Source organism: uncultured Halomonas sp. (assembly GCF_947501415.1).
Lineage (GTDB): Bacteria > Pseudomonadota > Gammaproteobacteria > Pseudomonadales > Halomonadaceae > Halomonas.
The window spans coordinates 51,945-72,934 of the sequence record NZ_CANMVL010000021.1 but is presented as its reverse complement, the minus strand read 5'-3'; the positions used below and the strand labels follow the sequence as shown (position 1 = coordinate 72,934).

19 protein-coding genes are annotated in these 20,990 nt (G+C 65.2%); 4 read left to right on the top strand and 15 right to left on the bottom strand.

Translation table 11 applies throughout. From position 1 onward, the window contains the following. Positions 1-6 precede the first annotated feature (6 nt). Positions 7-423 (bottom strand): TM2 domain-containing protein, encoded by a 417-nt coding sequence (locus tag Q0894_RS13080; protein ID WP_132043265.1) that lies wholly within the window; start codon positions 421-423, stop codon positions 7-9. Between the two features lie 252 nt (positions 424-675). Here Q0894_RS13080 and Q0894_RS13075 point away from each other — a divergent pair, with 252 nt between their 5' ends. After that, a complete protein-coding gene (locus Q0894_RS13075) occupies positions 676-882 on the top strand; it encodes a cold-shock protein (protein WP_195687299.1) in 207 nt (68 codons plus the stop codon). Between the two features lie 113 nt (positions 883-995). Here the strand turns inward: Q0894_RS13075 and Q0894_RS13070 are convergent, their stop codons facing one another. From Q0894_RS13070 to Q0894_RS13060, 3 genes are all read right to left on the bottom strand, one after another. Then, a complete protein-coding gene (locus Q0894_RS13070) occupies positions 996-1,751 on the bottom strand; it encodes a hypothetical protein (protein WP_299236095.1) in 756 nt (251 codons plus the stop codon). A 194-nt stretch (positions 1,752-1,945) separates the two neighbouring features. Then, the gene (locus Q0894_RS13065; RefSeq protein ID WP_299236093.1) at positions 1,946-3,913 is read right to left on the bottom strand and encodes a M48 family metallopeptidase; all 1,968 of its coding nucleotides are present in this window, start codon (positions 3,911-3,913) and stop codon (positions 1,946-1,948) included. 11 nt (positions 3,914-3,924) lie between these two features. Further along, the gene (locus Q0894_RS13060) at positions 3,925-4,521 is read right to left on the bottom strand and encodes a LemA family protein (protein ID WP_299236091.1); all 597 of its coding nucleotides are present in this window, start codon (positions 4,519-4,521) and stop codon (positions 3,925-3,927) included. A 216-nt stretch (positions 4,522-4,737) separates the two neighbouring features. Here Q0894_RS13060 and Q0894_RS13055 point away from each other — a divergent pair, with 216 nt between their 5' ends. Then, on the top strand, positions 4,738-6,336 hold the full coding sequence (locus Q0894_RS13055; protein WP_299236089.1) for a cation:proton antiporter family protein: 1,599 nt from the start codon (positions 4,738-4,740) through the stop codon (positions 6,334-6,336). An 80-nt stretch (positions 6,337-6,416) separates the two neighbouring features. Continuing rightward, positions 6,417-6,704, top strand: a complete 288-nt coding sequence (locus Q0894_RS13050) for a hypothetical protein (protein WP_299236087.1) — start codon at positions 6,417-6,419, stop codon at positions 6,702-6,704. 65 nt (positions 6,705-6,769) lie between these two features. Here Q0894_RS13050 and pepN read toward each other — a convergent pair whose 3' ends face one another. The 3 genes from pepN to Q0894_RS13035 form a co-directional block, all read right to left on the bottom strand. After that, positions 6,770-9,403, bottom strand: coding sequence for an aminopeptidase N (gene pepN, locus Q0894_RS13045; RefSeq protein ID WP_299236085.1), 2,634 nt, complete (start codon positions 9,401-9,403; stop codon positions 6,770-6,772). A gap of 66 nt (positions 9,404-9,469) precedes the next feature. After that, positions 9,470-9,841, bottom strand: a complete 372-nt coding sequence (locus Q0894_RS13040; protein ID WP_132043277.1) for a YbaN family protein — start codon at positions 9,839-9,841, stop codon at positions 9,470-9,472. Positions 9,842-9,945: 104 nt separating this feature from the next. Next, positions 9,946-10,431, bottom strand: a complete 486-nt coding sequence (locus Q0894_RS13035) for a YajQ family cyclic di-GMP-binding protein (protein ID WP_299236080.1) — start codon at positions 10,429-10,431, stop codon at positions 9,946-9,948. 161 nt (positions 10,432-10,592) lie between these two features. Here Q0894_RS13035 and cobO point away from each other — a divergent pair, with 161 nt between their 5' ends. Then, positions 10,593-11,192 carry a cob(I)yrinic acid a,c-diamide adenosyltransferase gene (cobO, locus tag Q0894_RS13030; RefSeq protein ID WP_299236077.1) on the top strand — a complete coding sequence of 200 codons (600 nt, stop codon included), beginning with the start codon at positions 10,593-10,595 and terminating at the stop codon, positions 11,190-11,192. Between the two features lie 98 nt (positions 11,193-11,290). On the opposite strand, the gene Q0894_RS13025 is transcribed toward cobO, so the two are convergent. From Q0894_RS13025 to mutL, 8 genes are all read right to left on the bottom strand, one after another. After that, positions 11,291-12,586: an adenylosuccinate synthase gene (locus Q0894_RS13025; protein WP_161423192.1), complete on the bottom strand. Its 1,296-nt coding sequence runs from the start codon at positions 12,584-12,586 to the stop codon at positions 11,291-11,293. A gap of 61 nt (positions 12,587-12,647) precedes the next feature. Then, entirely contained in the window at positions 12,648-13,823 is a 1,176-nt protein-coding gene (locus tag Q0894_RS13020) for an ATP phosphoribosyltransferase regulatory subunit (RefSeq protein WP_299236073.1), read from the bottom strand. 201 nt (positions 13,824-14,024) lie between these two features. After that, positions 14,025-14,909, bottom strand: coding sequence for a protease modulator HflC (gene hflC, locus Q0894_RS13015; RefSeq protein ID WP_299236071.1), 885 nt, complete (start codon positions 14,907-14,909; stop codon positions 14,025-14,027). Next, positions 14,910-16,145, bottom strand: a complete 1,236-nt coding sequence (gene hflK / locus Q0894_RS13010) for an FtsH protease activity modulator HflK (protein WP_299236069.1) — start codon at positions 16,143-16,145, stop codon at positions 14,910-14,912. A gap of 84 nt (positions 16,146-16,229) precedes the next feature. Then, the gene (hflX, locus tag Q0894_RS13005) at positions 16,230-17,552 is read right to left on the bottom strand and encodes a ribosome rescue GTPase HflX (protein WP_299236067.1); all 1,323 of its coding nucleotides are present in this window, start codon (positions 17,550-17,552) and stop codon (positions 16,230-16,232) included. An 8-nt stretch (positions 17,553-17,560) separates the two neighbouring features. Further along, positions 17,561-17,809 carry an RNA chaperone Hfq gene (gene hfq, locus Q0894_RS13000; RefSeq protein WP_132043297.1) on the bottom strand — a complete coding sequence of 83 codons (249 nt, stop codon included), beginning with the start codon at positions 17,807-17,809 and terminating at the stop codon, positions 17,561-17,563. 100 nt (positions 17,810-17,909) lie between these two features. Continuing rightward, a complete protein-coding gene (miaA, locus tag Q0894_RS12995) occupies positions 17,910-18,848 on the bottom strand; it encodes a tRNA (adenosine(37)-N6)-dimethylallyltransferase MiaA (protein WP_299236062.1) in 939 nt (312 codons plus the stop codon). 170 nt (positions 18,849-19,018) lie between these two features. Further along, positions 19,019-20,965, bottom strand: a complete 1,947-nt coding sequence (gene mutL / locus Q0894_RS12990) for a DNA mismatch repair endonuclease MutL (protein ID WP_299236060.1) — start codon at positions 20,963-20,965, stop codon at positions 19,019-19,021. Between the last annotated feature and the right edge of the window lie 25 nt (positions 20,966-20,990).

Below are 20,990 nucleotides of genomic sequence, written 5' to 3'. Positions count from 1 at the left end.
GCTGGCCTACTCCGCGCGGCGAGCGTGGCGCATGGATATCTGGTCGTTGAGGGTCCAGAAGTCGTAGAGCACCCCCAGCCCGAACAGACCGAAGGTCAGCAGATAGACGATGCCGCTCAGCCACTTGCCCTGATAGAAACGATGCAGGCCGAAGACACCGAGGAAGGTGAGCAGCAACCAGGCGAGTGAGTAGTTGATGGGCCCCGAAGTGAAGCGCAGGTCCGCCTGACGGTCCATGGCGGGAATCAGGAAGAGATCGATGAGCCAGCCGATGCCGAGCAGGCCAAGGGTGAAGAACCAGATGGTACCGGTCACCGGCTTGCCATAGTAGAAGCGGTGGGCACCGAGGAAGCCGAACAGCCAGAGCAGGTAGCCGAGCAGCATGCTGTGGGTGTCGCGGGAGGTGAGGGGCTGGGCGGTCATGGCGCTCTCGAATCTGGTGGGAGAGTGGTTCCGGGCGTGCTGGACGCCTCGGGGGTTTCCAACTAGAGTGATCTTGCGGGCTCGGCATAGTCTCCTTGCGTCACACAGCGTGCGCAAGCCTTGTCGGGGCACCGCAATCGATGCACTGGCAGGCGAGCGGTCGACATGACCTTTCCCGCCGGGCACCGCGGCAAGAGGGCGATCCACGCACTCGCGCCGGCAACACTATCCGTATGTTAAGGAAATTGATAAATGGCAACTGGCACTGTCAAGTGGTTCAACGACACCAAGGGCTACGGCTTCATCTCCCCGGACGACGGTGGCGATGACCTGTTCGCGCACTTCTCCGAGATTCAGGCTGATGGCTTCAAGTCCCTGCAGGATGGCCAGAAGGTTACCTTCGAGGTGACTCAGGGCAAGAAGGGCCTTCAGGCCTCCAATATCCGCGCCGCTGACTAAGCGTCGACTCGATGGGACGGCATCGCCGAACCAACGAGCAAGGCCCACCGTTCGGTGGGCCTTCTTGTTGGTGAAACAGCATTATGGCAGCAACATGTCGAATGGACCGCCCGCTACTCCTCGCGGGCCTCTTCGGCGGGTGCCGACACCTCGCTGTCCAACGGCTCACCGTCGAAGCCCTCGAGTTCGGGCACTTCCCGCTCAATCTCCTCGAACTGCTGCTCCAGTTCTCGCTGCGCCTCCTCGAAGCGGCGCTCCTGCTCCTCGATGATCGCGTCGATGTCCGACCTGGCGGCTTCCTCGCCGGCCAGCGGGTCCTCACCGAGGGAGGAGTCGATATCGATACCACTCTCGATATCGCCATCCGCCATGGGCTCGGGGGCCACCCTTTCCTGCTCGGCTTGCTGGAACTGTTCGTCGATGCGCCGCTGGGCCTCCTCAAAGCGCCGCTCGTTCTCCTCGATGATGGCATCGACATCCTCACGCGTCGCCTCTCCGGGCAGAGCGGCATCATCCTCCAGAGGTGTGGCGGGTGACTCGGCTAGGGTCTCGGCGTCGGCGGAAACCGCTGCATCGTCAGGGGTCTCCTCGGCTGTGCCAGACTCATCCGGCGCTGCCGGCTCCTCACCCTGGCCCGCAGTAGCCGCCCCCTCCTGGTTCAGCTCATCCGGGACTGGCGCTTCCTCCATCTCTCCTGAAGCTTCCACGCCATCTGTCTTGTCGACGGCCGGGGCCGTTTCGCTCTCGACATCCTGTGCCGGCCGGGACGCATCGGCATCGGGTGCCTGCTCATTACCATCACCGCAACCGGCCAGGCCCAGTACCAGCAATGTGGCCAGCAGGATCGATTTCCAGAGTGTGGGGGTCATCCAGCGTCTCCATCACGAAAAGGCCACATTGCAGCAGAGCGCCCCACTCCTCGCAAGGCAACTGCAGCTACAATCATGGCAAATAGTTGGCCCGTTGGCTCGGGGTGGCGCCAGGGACGCCAGCACCAGGCAATGGCGGCTGTTGCTCTCTTCACCCTGTTCCAACAGCCTTTACTGTCACCCTCACCTCTCTATCACAGAGGCTCCCCATCACCGAGGCTCCCCAGTGGCAATGGAACTCCAAGCGTCCAGGCCACCGCACGCAGCAGCTCGGCTTCTTCAGGGTCGACCCTACCATCCTGCTCCACGCAGCAGACCATGGCGGCAAGCAGCGGACCACGCTCCTGGTTGCGCAGCCGCGCCAGGCGGCCCAGCGCCCAGTCCAGCTCCCGGGGATCAGCCGGCTCGGTGACCAGATCCAACGCCACGCCCAGCACCGCAGCGACTCGTTCCAGTGCCGCCCGGGCCGCATCAGGCTCGGGTTGGCCAGCCAGGGCCAGCGTCGACAATAGCCGCGACAACGGTCCGGCCAGGTCGGCAAGGCGCCGATCCCGCAGGGCTCGCCGCTCACCCTCCAGACCCGCCCTTACCAGCCGGTGCAGTGCCCACTGCAGTGCCCCCGGAGCCTGCTCGGCACTCATCAGACCATCCAGACAGGTGCGAAAGCGCGCCCCCTGAGCGGGGTTCAATGCGCGCAGCGCGGGCAACGAAAGCTCGATCAGCGGCAGTCGATCGCCGGCCGACAGGCTCTTCATGGGCTCATCCAGGGCTTCAAGCTCCGCCAGCACCTCGGGTAGTGCCTGGCGTTGGAGCACCTCACGCTGGGCATCACGGCTCTTCGAGTCGACCCCCATCAGGATGGCATAGACCAGCGCACGAGCCCCGAAGGGCTCATGGGCCGACTCCATCAACCGCTTGTCGATGCCCGCCAGGCGACGGCGAGCCCTGGCCAGTGCCTTATCGTCGAGACGGCCGACACTGGCCACGGCGGCGGCGGCAACGCCGGTTCCGGCAGTGATCTCCTCATTTACCACCTTGCTCGCCTCCCCGCTCGCCCCTGCGCTCACTGCCTCACTCACGGCGCTTATGGACGGCGCCGCAGATGGCCTCCGTTGCGGGGCGTGCTGACGCGGGGTCGGCGCGAAGGGCTCGGGCAAGCGGCCGTCCCAGCGCGGCAGCACACGGCGAATGCGCGTCTCAAGCGGCGGGTGAGTCGAGGTCCATCGGCTCAGGCTACGTACGCCGCTACCGAAGTAGAGATGGCTGAACTCGGCGGCATTGGCTGCCAGCAGGCGCGAGCCGAGCCGATAGGCGGCCAGGGTCTGGAGCGCACCCCCGATGCCCTCGGGATTACGGGTGTATTGCACGGCGCTGGCGTCGGCCAGGAACTCGCGCTGGCGACTCACCGCGGCCTTGATCAGATTGCCGCACAGGGTGCCGGCATACCCCACCACCATCAGCGCCACTCCCAAGCCCAGCAGCGCCACATGCCCGCCGCCTCGGCGCGAGTCTCGCCGCCGTCCCCCGGCCATGCTTCGCAGCAGAAAGCGCCCTGCCAGGCCGATCACCAGGATGCCATGCAGCAAGGTCACCAGGCGCAGGTTGAGCCGCATGTCGCCATGCAGGATATGGCTGAACTCATGGGCGATGACGCCCTGCAGCTGGTCGCGATCGAGATGCTCGATGGCACCACGCGTGATGCCGATGACGGCATCGTTAGGATCATGACCGGCAGCGAAGGCATTGATGGCATCGTCATCCAGCAGATAGACCGGCGGCACCGGCAGCCCTGAGGCGATGGCCATCTCCTCCACCACGTGAAGCAGGCGGCGCTCACCCGCATCGCGGGTGTCCAGTGCCAGTGGCCGCCCGCCCAGCGCCTCGGCCACCGCATAGCCCCCCACGCGCAGCTGCAGATGACGCACCAGGCCGCCGAGGATCACCACCGTCATCACTCCACCGGCCACCATGGCGAGAAGGCGCGGTTCGAGCGCCGCCGTCAGCGGATCGCCGGTATGCATTCCCGTCGTATCCAGCATGACCACCGCCAGCGACACCAGTATGCAGGTCAATGCCACCAGCGCCACGACGGCGAGCAGAAGCAGCAGGACAAGTCGTCCGGAGAGGCGCCGGGCGCGATCCTGTGCCGTGAAGAAGTCCATGCGCCCCCCGCTCAGAAGCTGATGCGCGGGGCGGTCTGGATCTCGGCGCTGTCCTCGAACTCGAGCAGTGCAGCATCCTGCTTGTGGCCGAAGGAAGCCGCCAGGACCACCGGGGGGAAGCTCTGCTTGTAGGTGTTGTACTGCATGACGGCATCGTTGAACGCCTGGCGGGCAAAGGCGACACGGTTCTCGGTGCTCGTCAGGGTCTCGGAGAGCTGCTGCATGTTCTCCGAGGCCTTGAGATCGGGATAAGCCTCCATCACCACATTGAGACGGCCAAGAGCGGCTCCCAGCGCTCCCTCGGCTCCGGCCAGCTCGGCCATGGCGGCGGCGTTGCCGGGGGCAGCGGCGGCGTGCTTCAGGCCAACCTCTGCGGCATTGCGGGCCTCGGTCACCGCAGCCAGTGTCTCACGCTCGTGGCTCATGTAGGCCCGAGCCGTCTCCACCAGGTTGGGGATCAGGTCGTGGCGCCGCTTGAGCTGTACCTCGATCTGGGCGAAGGCATTCTGGAAGCGGTTCTTCAACGCCACCAGGCGATTGTAGATGCTGACGGCATAGATCAGCAGGGCAGCCAGCAGCACGACTGGCAGGATCATCGAGAGGTCCATGGCATCCTCGAGTGGCGAACAGGGAGTGGGGTAGCGCCGCTTACCGGCGCCCAGCAGCTACCTTAACCGCTGCCGGGGCCGTTGACGATTTCTCTCACCCAGCGCTTTCGGCGGCGGACAGACCGCATCACTCGACCCCGCCACGAACTCGTGCCATTCCTCGACCGTCTTCCGTAGACTATCGTCATCGCGTGATTGAACGAACATGGAGCGTGCATGATCGAACCGGCCTTTCTTCTCGCCGCCTTTCTGGGCGGCGTCGCCGCCCTGGCCATTCGGCTACCACCGCTGGTCGGCTTCCTTGCCGCCGGCTTCGTGCTCAACGCGATAGGCTACGACAAGACCCCCTTGCTCGCGCTGGTCTCCGAGGTTGGCGTCACTCTGCTGCTGTTCACCATTGGCCTGAAGCTCGACGTACGCACCCTGCTGCGCCGTGAGGTCTGGGGCGGGACCAGCCTGCACATGATCGGCTCATCGCTGCTGTTCTGCGGGTTGCTGGTCGGGCTCAAGGGGCTCGGCCTGTCGCTGCTGGTCGATAGTCAGTGGCATACGCTGCTGCTGCTGGGCTTCGCCTTCTCCTTCTCGAGTACGGTCTTCGTGATCAAGGTACTGGAGAAGCGCAGCGAGACCCAGACCGCCTATGGCCGACTGGCCATCGGTGTGCTGATCATGCAGGACATCTTCGCCGTGCTGTTCATCACCGCCTCAACCGGCAAGCTGCCGAGCCCCTGGGCGCTGGGCCTGGTGTTGCTGATTCCACTGGCCCCGTTGTTGCGCCAGTTGCTGGATCGTCTGGGGCACGGCGAGATGCAGATTCTGTTCGGCATGCTGCTGGCCCTGGTATTGGGTTATGCGCTGTTCGAGGCGCTGGGCGTCAAGGGGGATCTCGGCGCGCTGATTATCGGCCTGCTGCTGGCTCCCCACCCAGCCGCCCAGACCCTTTCGCGCTCGATGTTCAATATCAAGGAGCTGCTGCTGGTCGGCTTCTTCCTGAGCATCGGCCTCACCGCCATGCCGAACGCCAACCACATCCAGATGGCGCTGCTGCTGGTCGCTCTGCTGCCACTCAAGAGCCTGCTCTATCTGCTGGTGTTCATGCGCTTTCCGATGCGTAACCGCACCGCGGTCCTGGCCACCCTGAGCCTCTCCAACTACTCCGAATTCGGGTTGATCGTCGGGGCCATCGCGGTAACAGGCGGCCTGCTCGACGAAAACTGGCTGGTCGTCATCTCGCTGGCGGTCGCCCTCAGCTTTGGTCTCTCCTCAATGCTCAACGCCGTCAGCGAGGGCATCTACCGCTGGCTGGAGCCGCGCCTGCCCGAGCGTGACCCAAGTGAGCTCTCCCCCAGCGACCGGCCCATCGAGGTCGGTGATGCCGAAGCGGTAGTGCTGGGCATGGGCCGGATCGGGCGCAGCGTCTATCGCCGTCTGCAGAAGCAGTACGGTCTGCGTGTACTCGGCATCGACAGCAACCCGGCCAGCGTCAAGATGCTGGCCGAACGTGGGTTCAACATCGTTGAAGGCGATGCCCTGGACTCCGACTTCTGGGACAAGCTGCTGATGTCTCCCGACGTGCGCATGGTGGTGCTGTCGATGCCTCACCATGCCGGTAACCTCTTCGCCCTCAAGCAGCTGCGCTCGCGCCAGTTCGATGGCAGGATCACCGCCGTGGTCGAGTTCCCCGAGGAGATCGAACCCATTCGTGAGCTGGGCGCCAGCGCCGTCTTTCATGTTTATGACAAGGCAGGCCGGGCCCTGGCGGACAGCGCCGCCGAGGAGTCGGGGATCGAGCCGATCTCAAGCCAGCTTGGATGAAACGCCATGCATGCCGATGATGACAATCGTCTCCGGCATGCTACCTTTGGCACCTTACCGAACAACGAGGGAACCAGAACATGGAAGAGTTCTTCGCCTGGATCGGCCGCACCCTCGGCGAGGTCATCCGCTTCGTCGTCGACCTGCTGACCGGTTTCTTCGCCAACCTCGGCGCCTCCGCCAGGAGCTTCCTGCAGGAACTGGCCGGCTCGCTTGGGATCTCCACATCGATCGTCAGTCTGCTGATCCTGGCGGTGGGCCTGTGGATGCTGTGGAAGGCCTTCCGCGCCCTGACCCGCCGGGCCATCGTCGCCACCCTGGTCTGGCTATTGCTGGGCTTCGCCGTGTTGAGCTGGCTGATCTACTGACTCCCTGCAACGTGAAAGCGCCGCCCCAAGGGGCGGCGCTTTCCGTTGGTGAAGCGGGCGGATGATCAGGCCAGTGCCTTTTCCACCACCTCATAGACGTTGGGCGAGAGCCTCTCGGCACGGATGCGCTCGAGCTCCCCCTTCATCAAGGCCTGACGCTGCTCATCGAAGCGCGCCCAACGTGTCAGCGGAATGATCAGGCGAGCCGCGATCTCCGGGTTCAGGCGATCGAGCTCGATCACGGTGTCGGCCAGCAGGCGATAGCCCTCCCCGTCCAGACGGTGGAAATTGATGCGATTCTGACCGACGAAGGTGCCGATCAGGGCACGTACCTTGTTGGGGTTCTTCAGCGAGAAGGCGGGATGCTCCATCAGGAAGCGGACGCGCTCGAGCACGTCGGGCTGCGGGCGACCGACCTGGATGGCGAACCACTGATCCATCACCAGCGGGTCATGCGCCCAGCGCTCACCGAAGGCCTTGAGGGCCGGCTCGCTGAGCTCATCGCGGCTGCTGTGAGTCAGCAGGGTCAAGGCATGACGCACATCGGTCATGTTGTGATCGGCCTCGAACTGCTCACGGGCCAGCACCACGCCATCCTCGTCCTCGATTGCCATCAGGTAGGCAAGCGCCACGTTCTTCAGGCTGCGTCGGGCGATCTGCTCGGGTGTCGGCGCATAGGGCTCATCGTGCTGGTTCTCGCGGTAGACGCGCAGGAAGTCGTCGCGCAGGGCGGCCGCCAGCCCCTGGCGCATGAACTCCCGCGCCGCATGGATGGCGTCGACATCCACCAGCGGCTGCTGCTCGGCGATATAGGCCTCGCTGGGCAGAACAAGCATCTCGGCCAGCACCGCACGATCCTCGGGCTCCCCCTCGAGCAACCCGCGGAAGGCCTCGACGACCCGCGAATCCATCACCTTCTCGACTCCATTGCGGTGGGCGGCGATCAGGTCGTCCAGGGCCAGCATGGCCAGGCGCTGACCGGCCTCCCAGCGGTTGAAGCCATCCGAGTCGTTGGCCAGCAGAAAGGCCAGATCCTCGCGACCATAGGGGAAGCGCAGCTTCACCGGCGCCGAGAAGCCGCGCAGCAACGACGGCACCGGGGCCTCTGAGACATCAGTGAACACGAGCTCCTGCTCCGCCTCGCACAGATGGATGACGGCGTCACTGCCAAGCGCTTCACCATCCAGTGACAGCGGCAGGTCACGGCCGCTCTTGGTACCCACCAGCCCCAGGCGGACCGGAATATGCAGCGGCAGCTTGTCGGGCTGGCCGGGGGTGGCTGGCGTGCGCTGGCGCAGGATCAGTCGATACTCACATTTGGCATAGTCATACTCGCCGAAGGCGTCGATCTCCGGGGTGCCGGCCTGGGAGTACCAGCGCATGAACTGTGAGAGATCCAGGCCAGAGGCTTCGGCCATGCACTCCACGAAGTCCTCGATGGTCACCGCCTGGCCATCGAACCGCTCGAAGTAGCGATCACTACCCCGGCGGAAGGCCTCCTCGCCCACCAGGTTGGCCAGCATGCGCACCACTTCGGCGCCCTTCTCGTAGATGGTCAGGGTGTAGAAGTTGCCGATCTCGATATAGTGATCGGGGCGCACCGGGTGCGCGGTGGGCCCGGCATCCTCGGCGAACTGGGCGGTGCGGAAGAAGGCAACATCCTCGATGCGCTTGACCGCCGGGGAGTTGGTATCGGCCGAGAAGCACTGGTCGCGGAATACCGTGAAACCCTCCTTGAGAGAGAGCTGGAACCAGTCGCGGCAGGTCACCCGGTTGCCCGACCAGTTATGAAAGTACTCGTGGGCGACGATACTCTCGACCCGCTGGAAGGCGGTATCGGTGGCGGTCTGAGGGTGGGTCAGCACCGCCGCGGAGTTGAAGATATTGAGCCCCTTGTTCTCCATGGCGCCCATATTGAAGTCATTGACCGCCACGATCATGAACAGGTCGAGGTCATACTCGCGACCATAGGCCTGTTCATCCCAGCGCATGGCGCGCTTGAGCGAGGCCATGGCATGGTCGGTCTTGTCGAGGTTCTCCTCCTCGACCCAGATCTGCAGGGCCACCTCGCGGCCACTCATGGTGGTGAAATCATCCTCGACCTTCTTCAGGTCGCCGGCCACCAGGGCGAACAGATAGCTGGGCTTGGGATGGGGATCCTGCCAGGTGACGAAGTGCCGGCCACCCGGCAGGCTGCCCCGCTCCACCGCATTGCCGTTGGAGAGCAGTACCGGCTCGCGCTCGTCATCACCGATCACGGTGGTGGAGAAGGTCGCCATGACATCCGGGCGATCCGGATAGTAGGTGATGCGCCGGAAGCCTTCGGCCTCACACTGGGTGCAGTACATGCCATTGGAGAGATAGAGCCCCTCCAGGGCGGTATTGGCCTCGGGGGCGATCTCCACCTCGGTATCCAGGAGAAAGGCCTCGGGCACTCGGTGCACGGTCAGGCTGCTGTCGCCCACCGCATACTCGTCAGCCTCCAGCGGTTCGCCATCGACGGCAATCGCCTTGAGGACGAGGCCTTCTCCGTCGAGTACCAGCGGCTCGCCCGCCTCACGCTCCGGATGGCGCTCCAGATGCAGGCGCGCCTTGACTCGCGTGGCGCCGGGGTCTAGATCAAAGGTAAGTTCGGTATGGGTAACGCGGTAGGCCGGGGGGCGGTAGTCGCTCAGGTAGGTCGCCTGGGGGTCGGACATGCGTGATGCTCCTGTCGAGAATTGCGACCATTGTACGGCGCCTCGCCCGCCGAGCTCAAAGCACCCTCACAACGCCGGCTCGGGACGCGTGACGATCCAGGCGCCTAGCAGCGTCAGCCCGGCGATCAGGGCAAGCTTGAGCCATAGCAGGCTGACGGTCAGCGCCAGCACCAGCATGGAGAGGACCAGCATGCCGGCGGCCAGCCACTTGGCGTGACGCGGAATGGCCCGCTCGCCCTCCCAGGCCACCACGGCTGGTCCGAAGCGAGGATGCTCACGTATCCAGCCGGCCAGGCGTGGCGAGCTTCTCGATGCCGCCCATACCGCCAACAGCAGAAAGCAGGTGGTGGGCATCAGCGGGAGGAACATGCCGACAATACCCAGCACGAGGCTGATGCCGGCGATCGCGATCAAGACAAGGCGCTTCAACTCTGACATCCCGCGCTCCTTTCCCAGTGATACTGGTATTGAAGCGCAGCCTGCCCCGGCACGCCAATCGGAGGTGACTATGGTGACCTTGGACGAGCAGATGCCGGATGGCGTCAGTCGCGAAAGTTATCGAACTGCAGCGGCAGATCGGGGCCCTGCTCGCCGCGCAGCAGCGCCATCACCGCCTGAAGGTCATCGCGCTTCTTGCCGGTGACACGCACCTTCTCGCCCTGAATCTGAGCCTGTACCTTGAGCTTGGAGTCCTTGATGCGCTTGACGATATCCTTGGCCTCCTTCTGGTCGAGGCCCTGCTTGAGCTGCGCCTCCTGGCGAGCACGCACCCCGGAAAGCACCGGCTCCTGAACGTCAAGGCAGCGGGCATCGATGCCGCGGGCGATCAGCTTGTTGCGCAGCACGTCGAGCATCTGCTTGAGCTGGAAGTCGACCTCGGCCTCGAGGCTCACGCTGTCACCCTCGAGGCTGAAGCTGGCATCGACGCCCTTGAAGTCGAAGCGCGTCTGAATCTCGCGATTGGCCTGGTCGACGGCATTGCTGGCCTCGTGCTTGTCAAACTCGGAGACGATATCGAAGGAGGGCATGGCGGCTCCTGGCAAAGGGGATGGAAGCAGGGATTCTATCAGCCCTCTCCTCTCAGCGCCGCCGATTCCCGGCTTTCGTCAGGCGAGGAGGCTGACGCCTCGCCATGGCTCGCGTATGCTATGACGCACCTTGACAAGCCTTGTACAGAACTGGAGCCCCAATGAGCGATCGCGATACCCGCCACAAGCAGTCGATGCAGAAACTCAAGAGCCACGTCGACGACAAGGTCGCCGCCGCCACCGAGCAGCGCGGCCTGATGATGGTCTTCACCGGCAACGGCAAGGGCAAGACCACCGCCGCCTGGGGCACCGTCACCCGTGCCCTGGGCTATGGCTACCGGGTCGGGGTCATCCAGTTCATCAAGGGACAGTGGGAGTGCGGCGAGCGCGAACGGCTGATCGAGGATCCCAACCTCGAGGTCGCCATCATGGGCACCGGCTTCACCTGGGAGACCCAGAACCGCGAGACGGATACCGCCGCCTGCCGTGAGGTATGGGTCGAGGCGGAGCGCATGCTGGCCGACCCCGAGGTCTATCTGGTCGTGCTCGACGAGATCACCTACATGCTCAAGTTCGGCTACCTGGATATCGAGACCGTCAGGCGTGCCCTCGAGAACCGCCCCGGCGAGCAGAGCGTGATCATCACCGGTCGCAATGCCCACCGCGACCTGCTGGCCATGGCCGATACCGTCACCGAGATGCAGGAGGTGCGCCACGCCTTCAACTCTGGCGTGCAGGCCCGACGCGGCATCGACTACTAAGCCTACGCCCTAGGCCCGCTGAAAACGCAGAAGGCCCCGCTGTGCGGGGCCTTCCTCATAGCGCCATATCATAGCGCCATACCGCTGCGGCGAGTCGCTCAGTCGTCGAACGGGTTACGCAGCACGATGGTCTCGTTGCGGTCGGGGCCGGTGGAGATGATATCGATGCTGACGCCGGTCTTCTCCTCGAGGTAGCTGATGTAGGCACGCGCGTTGGCCGGCAGATCCTCCACGCGCTTGGCGCCCAGAGTCGACTCGCTCCAGCCCGGCAGGTCCTCGTAGATGGGCTCCACGGCCTCGTAGCCCTCGGAGTCCACCGGGTTATCCAACAGCTCACCATCCTTGCTGCGGTAGCCGACACAGACGCGGATGTTTTCCAGGCCGTCGAGTACGTCGAGCTTGGTCAGGCAGATCCCGGAGACGGAGTTGACCTGCACGGCATGGCGAAGTGCCACGGCGTCGAACCAGCCGCAGCGGCGTGCGCGTCCGGTCGTGGCGCCGAACTCGTGGCCCTTCTCGGCCAGGTGGCGACCATGGTCGTCGAACAGCTCAGTGGGGAACGGGCCGGAGCCGACACGGGTGGTATAGGCCTTGGTGATGCCCAGCACGTAGTCCAGGTAGAGCGGACCCACGCCGGAACCGGTGGCAGTTCCCCCCGCGGTGGTGTTGGAGCTGGTCACGTAGGGGTAGGTGCCGTGATCGATATCGAGTAGCGAGCCCTGGGCCCCCTCGAAGAGGATGTTCTCGCGCTCGCGACGCACGCCATGCACCAGGCTGACGGTATCGGTCACCATCGGACGCAGCTCTTCGGCCATCTGCATGGCGCTGTCGAGCACTTCCTGGAAGTCCACCGCCGGCTCGCCGTGATACTGGGTCAGCACGAAGTTGTGGTAATCCAGCACCTCGCCGAGCTTGGCGGCAAAGCGCTCGCGATGGAGCATGTCGCCCAGACGCAGGCCACGGCGTGCCACCTTGTCCTCATAGGCCGGGCCAATGCCACGCCCTGTGGTGCCGATCTTGGCGATGCCACGGGCCTTCTCGCGGGCCTGATCGAGACGCACATGATAGGGCAGGATCAGCGGGCAGGCCGGCGACAGGCGCAGACGATCGCGTACCGGCACGCCCTTCTCTTCCAGCTTGCGGATCTCGGTGATCAGTGCCTCCGGTGACAGCACCACGCCGTTGCCGATGACACACATCTTGCCGGGCCACAGGATGCCGGAAGGGATCAGGTGGAGAACGGTCTTCTCGCCATCGATCACCAGCGTGTGGCCGGCGTTGTGACCGCCCTGGAAACGCACCACGGTGGAAGCGGATTCGGTGAGCAGGTCGACGACCTTGCCCTTGCCCTCATCACCCCACTGGGTGCCCAATACGACTACATTCTTGCCCATTGCTCTCTCGTCTCTCGTTGCCGCGCGGCGGCGGGCCGTCGCGCCAAGGTGGTAACCCAGTCTACAGTGTCACGGCTTGCCAGTGGCCATCATCGAGCACCAGCTGACGATCACAGCGGTGTTCTGTGGGCCCGGTACGTTGTCCCGGTAGCGCCTGCACCACACGCTCGCCTCGAGCGCGCAGCGCCATCACGGCGTCTACCAGTCCCTCTCCCTCGGCCGGCGCCCAGATGCCATCACGGGGCGGTTCTGCGGGCGACAGCGTGGCCAGCTGCTTGAGGTCCATGGAGAAGCCGGTCGCGGGGCGAGCCCGGCCAAAGGCACGCCCGGTGTCATCATAGCGCCCACCCTTGGCCAGCGGTTGCCCGTAACCGGGCACATAGGCGGCAAACAGCATGCCGGTATGGTAGGCATAGCCGCGCAGCTCCCCCAGGTCCAGGTAGAGCGATACCCCGGGGTGGGCGGCCTGTACACCGCTCAACAGGGTACGCAGCTGCTCCAGGGCGGCAGTGACGGCGGCAGGCGCCTCGGCGAAGGCCTCCTGGGCCTCGTCGAGCACCTCAACGCCACCATGCAGGCGGCCCAGCGCCATGAACATCTCGGCCAGGCCAGGATCACCGACGCTCGCCTCGACCCGGGCGGCCAGCTCGCCTGGTGATTTCCGCTCCAGGGCCGCAAACATCGCGCGCTCGGCATCTCCCTCGAGACCGGACGCTTCCACCAGACTACGGTAGATGCCGATGTGGCCCAGCGCCAGGTGAATCTCGCGGGCGCCGGCGGCACTCAGCGAGGCCAGGGCCAGGTTGAGGATCTCCAGGTCGGCCTCGCGACCGGCGTGGCCGAACAGCTCCACCCCGACCTGCACGGGACTGCGACCGCACTGATGCTGGTCGGGCGTGGCGCGCAGCACGTTGGTGCAGTAGCAGAGTCGCACCGGCCCCTGGCGCTTCAGGGAGTGGGCATCCATGCGTGCCACCTGGGGGGTGACGTCGGCGCTGATGCCCATCATGCGGCCGGTGAGCTGGTCGGTCAGCTTGAAGGTCTGCAGGGCCAGATCGGAGCCGGTACCGGTGAGCAGGGAGTCGAGAAACTCCGCGGTAGGCGGCATCACCTGGTCGTAGCCCCAGCGGTGATAGAGGTCGAGCAACCCTCGGCGCAGCTCTTCCATGCGGCTTGCCTGGGGCGGCAGCACTTCGTCCATGCCGTCGGGCAGCAGCCAGCGGTCAGCGATGGTCATGTCAATCATCCTGCAAGGCAATGAATGGCCGTGTTGGGGACACTGCCGAGAGCTCGGCGAGCGTCTGACTGATGTCAGGGCTTGCGGTCAGGGCTTGCGATAGACGGCCACAAAAAAACCGGGCCACGCCCGGTTACAGGAGTCTATCACGTTTGGGCCCGGGATGAACCCCGACCGGGCCCGCAGGCCCGGTCGGTCGTTCTACTCCCCCGCGGAAGGCGTGGGGCTCTTCAGGTACTGGAAGAAGTCGCTGGAGGGATCGAGGACCAGCATGTTGCCATCACTGGCGAAGCTGTCGCGATAGGCATTCAGGCTGCGCCAGAAGGTGAAGAACTCCTCATCCTTGCCATAGGCCTCGGCGAAGATGGCTGCCGCCTCGGCATCGCCCTCACCCCTCAAGGTCTCGGCGCGCTCGTTGGCCTGGGCCAGCAGCACCTGACGCCGACGGTCGGCGTTGGCACGGATGCGCTCGGCCTCCTCCTGACCCTGGGCACGCCACTCGCGGGCCTCACGCTCACGCTCGGAGCGCATCCGCTCGTAGACCGCCGAGGAGACATCCTCGGGAAGATCGATGCGCTTGACCCGGATATCCCGGATGGCCACCCCCAGCTCGTCGCGCAGCAGTGTATCGAGCTCCTCGGTCGGTCCTGTCATCAGATCATCGCGACGCTCGGCGATGATCTCCTGCAGGTCGAGGCGGCCGAAGGCGTTACGCAGGCTCTCGTCGACCCGCGGCTGGATCAGGCGACTGGCCATCAGCTCGTCGCCGGCCGTGGCCTCGTAGTACTGGGTCGGATTGACCACCTGCCACTTGACGTAGGAGTCGACGATGACCGCCTTCTGCTCCAGGGTCAGGTAACGGCTGGGATCGGTGTCCAGGGTCAGCAGCCGGGTATCGAAGGTACGCACCGTCTGGGTGATCGGCACCTTGAAGTGCAGCCCGGGCTGGATGTCCTCCTCGATGATCTCGCCGAAGCGCAGCTTGACCGCACGCTCGGTCTCGTCGACCACATACAGGCTGTTGCTGGCCAGCCAGGCGATGGCCGCCAGGCCGCCGACAATGAGCAGGGAACGATTATTGATCATTTAGCGGCCCTCCCTGCGGATACCACCGGTGTTGCTGCTGTTGCTGGTGTTGCTGGAAGATGACGAGGCGCCCTGCGAGCTCCGCAGGCGCTCCAGCACTCGCGGATCGAGCTCACCCTGCTCGCCCTGCGGCTCTGCGCTGCGGGTGCCGCCCTTGCCCATCTGATCCAGGGGCAGATACATCAGCGGCGAGTCGTTGGCGACATCGACCATCACCTTCGGCGTGCTGCCGAAGACCTCGCTGATGGCATCCAGGTAGAGACGCTCACGCATGATCGAGGGCGCTTCCTCATACTGGCCCAGCAGGGCGTTGAAACGGCTCGCCTGACCCCGCGCCTCGGCGACCACCGATTCGCGATAACCCTGGCCCTGCTCGACGATACGCTGCGCCTGACCCTGAGCCTCGGGGATGATGGCGTTCGCGTAGGCCATGCCCTGGTTGATGGTGCGCTGACGATCCTCGCGGGCCCGGATAACGTCATCGAAGGCATCGATGACCTGGTCGGGTGCCGAGGTGGACTCGATGTTGATGGTCTGCAGGCGGATACCGGTGCCATAGCTGTCCTGATAGGACTGCAGGCGACTGGCCACCGAGCTGCCGAGAATCTCACGACCGGAGGTCAGGATATCGATCATGTCGGTACCACCGACCACATGGCGCAGGGCGCTGTCGAGAGCATTCTCGATGGAGAGCTGCGGGTTGCGCACGTTGAGCACGAAGTCACGCGGGTCGGCGACCTGGTACTGAGCCGAGATTTCGACCTCGACGATGTTCTCGTCGCGGGTCAGCATCGACTGGGTCTGGGTCAGCGAGCGCACGCGGGTCACGTTGACCATGCGCACGTCGTCGATCAGCGGCGGATTCCACTGCAGGCCAGGCGTGACAACTTCCTGGAACTTGCCGAAGCGCAGCACCACGCCCCGCTCGGACTGGTCGACCAGATAGAAGCCCGACGCCGCCCAGATGGCCAGGGCCACCAGCAGCAACAGACCCGGCAGGGTGAAGGCATTGCGTGGCTTGCCACCGCCGCCCTTGCCCCCGGAACCGCCCTTCTTGCCACCGCGGCCACCCAGCATGCCGTTAAGCTTGTCCTGAAACTTCTTCAGGGCCTCATCCAGATCCGGTGGCTGGTTGCCACCGCCCTTGCCACCGCCGCCGTTTCCACCGCCACGGCGACCGCCCCCACTCCAGGGGTCGTGCTGGTTGCCACCACCACCAGGCTCATTCCAGGCCATAGGTCTTCTCCACTATGCGTTGCTGCCCCGACCGGAAGTGCCGGCGGGGGCCTCGGTTGCGATCCTGTCTTGTGCTTGTCCCGCCTACGGGGATTCTTCCCACGCCTCACGCTCGCTCAGTGACGCCGGCAGGTAGTCATCGGCACGCTCACCGAGCCGCGCCATCAACTGCAGGAAGTCACGGCGCGGCAGGCGTACCTGCAGGCGCGTCTGACCCTCTTCACAGAAGCTCTCCTCACGAACCGCACCCAGCTCGTGCAGGCCGGCACGCAGCCGCCCCTGCTCGGGCTCGAGGGTCAGCGTGAAGTCGATGACGTCCTCGGCCAGACACTCCGAGAGCGCTTGCTCCAGCAGCTCGATGCCCCTGCCCTCCCGGGCCGACAGCCAGACCACCTCGGGGCGCCCCTCGCCATCGCGCTCGATGCGCGGCGCGCTATCGAGCAGATCGATCTTGTTCATTACCTTGAGGGTCGGCACCTCCAGGGCACCAATCTCGTCGAGCACCGTTTCAACCTGCTCGACGTTGAGCTCGCGGTCGGGGTCGGCGGCATCAATGACGTGCACCAGCAGGCTGGCCTCGGCGGCTTCCTGAAGGGTCGCCTGAAAGGCCTCCACCAGCTTGTGCGGCAGATGACGGATGAAACCGACGGTATCAGCCATCACCACCGGTCCCACATCCTCGATCTCCAGTCGCCGCAGCGTCGGGTCGAGGGTAGCGAAGAGCTGGTCGGCCGCATAGACCTGCGACTCGGTAATCGAATTGAACAACGTCGACTTGCCGGCGTTGGTGTACCCCACCAACGAGACGCTGGGGATCTCGGCACGGGCTCGCGAGCGACGGTTCTGATCCCGCTGGCCACGCACCTTGTCAAGGCGCTTGTGGATCGACTTGATGCGACCACGCAGCAGCCGTCGGTCGGTCTCCAGCTGGGTCTCACCCGGGCCGCGCAGACCGATACCGCCCTTCTGGCGTTCCAGGTGGGTCCAGCCCCGCACCAGGCGGGTCGACATGTACTCCAGCTGAGCCAGCTCGACCTGCAGCTTGCCCTCGTGAGTCCGCGCCCGCTGGGCGAAGATGTCGAGAATCAGGCCGGTACGGTCGAGCACGCGACACTTGAGCTCACGCTCGAGGTTGCGCTCCTGGGAGGGGCTCAGGCCGTGGTTGAAGATCACCAGTTCGGCCGAGTGAACGGCGAGTGCTTCGCGCAGCTCCTCGAGCTTGCCCGAGCCGACGAAGGTGCGCGAATCGGGACGCTTGCGACTGCCGGTCAGCAGGGTCGCCGGCTCGGCGCCGGCAGAGCGCACGAGTTCCAGGAACTCTCCCGGATCCTCGCGCTCTTGCTCATCCTGAAAGTCGACATGGACGAGTACCGCCGTCTCACCGGCGTCGGGGCGTTCAAAAAACAATCACTACCTCACTCATCATCCTGCGCAGCGGCAGGGTCCTGGGCCGGAAGACGCACGTTGCGCGACGGCACCACGGTGGAAATGGCATGCTTGTAGACCATCTGGCTGACGGTATTACGCAGCAGGATCACGAACTGGTCGAAGGACTCGATCTGGCCCTGCAGCTTGATGCCGTTGACCAGGAAGATCGATACCGGGATACGCTCCTTGCGCAGGATGTTCAGGTACGGATCTTGAAGCGACTGCCCTTTTGACATTTTACTCTCCCTGGATGTGTCTCTGGAGTTGGGTTGTTGGGGTGTTATGGGGCCTTTTCAAGCGGCCCGGCCAGCGGCCAGCGGAAATCGGTATCTTACGCTAAGTGCCGAAATGGCGCACGAGTTTCAGCACCTCTGCCAGGGGGTCGCCCTCCAGGGTATCCACCCAGTGCAGTGCCTCCCAGCTGCGCATCCAGGTCAGCTGCCGCTTGGCCAGCTGCCGAGTCGCCACGATACCGCGCCGCTCGAGACCCTCGCGATCGACCTCACCGTCGAGATACTCCCAGACCTGACGATAGCCGACGCTCTTCATCGAGGGCAGCGTCGGCGCCAGGTCTCCTCGTGAACGCAGACCGGCGACCTCATCGATCAGCCCGCCCTCGAGCATGGTGGCAAAGCGCGTGGCGATACGCTCGTGAAGCACCTGCCGCTGACCGGGGGCGAGCCCTATCGACAGCGTGCGCCAGGGAAAGGTTTCAGGACGCTGTTCGGCCCACAGCTCGCTGAGCGTGCGACCACTGAGGCGAAACACCTCCAGGGCACGCAACAGCCGCTGGGGATCGTTGGGATGAATTCGCGCCGCGGCGCCCGGATCGACGCGTTCTAGCTCCTCATGCAGCGCGGAAAGGCCGCGCTCCTCGAGCTCGGCCTGAAGCTCGGCACGCGTTCCCGGGTCGGAGCTCGGCAGGTTGGCCACGCCATGCAGCAGCTGGCGGAGGTACATCATGGTCCCGCCCACCAGCAGCGGCACACGGCCACGGGCCGTGATCTCACGCATCTCGCGTAGGGCATCCTCGCGAAACTCCGCCGCCGAGTAGGGCTCGGCCGGGTCGCGAATATCGATCAGGCGGTGCGGCGCCCGGGCCAGCTCCTGCGCCGAGGGCTTGGCACTGCCGATATCCAGGCCACGGTAGACCATGGTGGAGTCGACACTGATCAGCTCCACGCCGAGGCGCTCATGGAGCTCGATGGCAAGGTCGGTCTTACCGGCGGCGGTGGGGCCCATCAGCAGAATGGCGGGCGGACGCTTATCAGGCATCTAGTTCTCGAGGTCTGTCGGGCTTTGAACCGGGAAGCTTATCCGGCGGCAGACCTACGAGGAGGAGCTGTGAACCCATTCCTGGGCGCTACCGATGCCATCCATGGCATAGGACCTCCTCTTCGGTCTGCCCCCGGCGCTTCTCGGAGTTCGGGTGGCTTCAATTTTTTCTACTGCCCTCTCATGAAGAGGCGATCGAGCTGCTTCATGCTCATCTCGGTCCAGGTGGGGCGCCCATGATTGCACTGACCACTTCGCTCGGTGCGCTCCATGTCACGCAGTAGGGCATTCATCTCCGCCAGGGTCAGGCGGCGGTTGGCTCGTACGCTGCCGTGGCAGGCCATGGTGGAGAGCAGCTCGTTGATATGCGCCTCGAGGTGGTCGGAGCGCCCGTAGCGCTCCAGGTCGGCGAGCATCTGGCGAATCAGCGGCTCCACGTCGGCATCGGCCAGCAGCACCGGTACCTGGCGTACCAGCAGGGTCTCGGGCCCGGCGACATCGAGCTCGACCCCCAGGCGGGCAAAGGCCTCCTGCTCACCCTCGGCGGTGGCCACCTCGGCGGGACTCGCCGCAAGCGATACCGGCACCAGCAGTGGCTGGGCCTCGAGTCGTCCCCCGTGGACCTGGGTCTTCATGCGCTCGTAGACGATGCGTTCGTGGGCGGCATGCGTATCCACCAGGATCAGGCCACGCTCACTCTGGGAGAGAATATAGACACCGTGCAGCTGGGCCACGGCGAAGCCCAGCGGCGGGGCCCGGGTATCATCCTGCTCGGGCAGCGGCTCGGGACGCGGGCCTTGTGTCGCCTGGCGCTCCGCCAGGGCCAGACCCGCCGCACCACCGCCGGCACCGGGCGCTGCCGGCTGCGGAGTCAGCAGCGCCTCCTCGTGATCCGGGTGCAGGCGACGATAACCCTCCATAAAGGCCCTGACGCGATCCGGCGTGACCCGCTCGCCCTCGTCGCGCTCGGGCAGTGACATCGGCTGTTGCTGCCAGCGCCCGGCGGGCTCGGCCACCTGGCGAGGCACGGCGTCCGCTTCGTTGCGCTCGCTCGCCTCCGCGCCAGGCGCTTCGCCAGGTTCCTCCTCCGCCTGGCCGCCGGCCCGCGCCTCGCCGAGCGCCCGGTGCAGACTTGAAAACAGGAAGTCGTGGACCAGGCGACCGTCGCGGAAGCGCACCTCATGCTTGGTGGGGTGAACATTGACGTCGACCACCGTCGGGTCGACCTCGAGATAGAGCACAAACACCGGGTGGCGGCCGTTGAAGAGCACATCGCGGTACGCCTGGCGTACCGCATGGGCCACCAGGCGGTCACGCACCACACGGCCATTGACGAAGAAGTACTGCTGATCGGCCTGGGCACGAGAGTGGGTGGGCAGACCCACCCAGCCCCACAGCCGCAACCCGGAGGCCTCGATATTCAGATGCAGGGCGTGCTCGAGAAACGCCTTGCCGAGCAGTGCGGCGATGCGCCGCTCGCGACTGGCCAGGTCTTCACCCGCACGCAACTGATGAACGGTCTTGTGGTTATGACGCAGGGTCCAGCCGATGTCATAGCGCGACAGCGCCTGGCGGCGGAAGGCCTCCTCGACATGACCGAACTCGGTTTTCTCCTTGCGCAGGAACTTGCGCCTGGCCGGGGTGTTGAAGAACAGGTCACGCACCGTCACCGAGGTGCCACGCGGGTGCGGCGCCGGCGAGACCCGCGGCTCCATGTTGCGCCCCTCGGCCACCACCCGCCATCCGGCGGTGGGGTCGTCATCGGGGTTGGAGACCAGCTCCAGACGCGATACCGAGCTGATCGAGGCCAGCGCCTCGCCGCGAAAGCCCAGGCTCGCGACGCCCTCGAGCTCCTCCAGGGAGGCGATCTTGCTGGTGGCGTGGCGCGACAGTGCCAGTGGCAGGTCATCCTCACCGATGCCGCTGCCATCGTCGCGCACCCGGATCAGTCGGGCACCGCCGGCCTCCAGCTCCACCTCGATGCGCGAGCTGCCGGCATCGATGGCGTTCTCGACCAGCTCCTTGACCACCGAGGCGGGGCGCTCGACCACCTCGCCGGCGGCGATCTGGTTGGCCAGGCGTGGGTCAAGGGTTCGAATGCGACGCTGTTCTGACATATCACTCCACAAAAGCTGGAAGCTG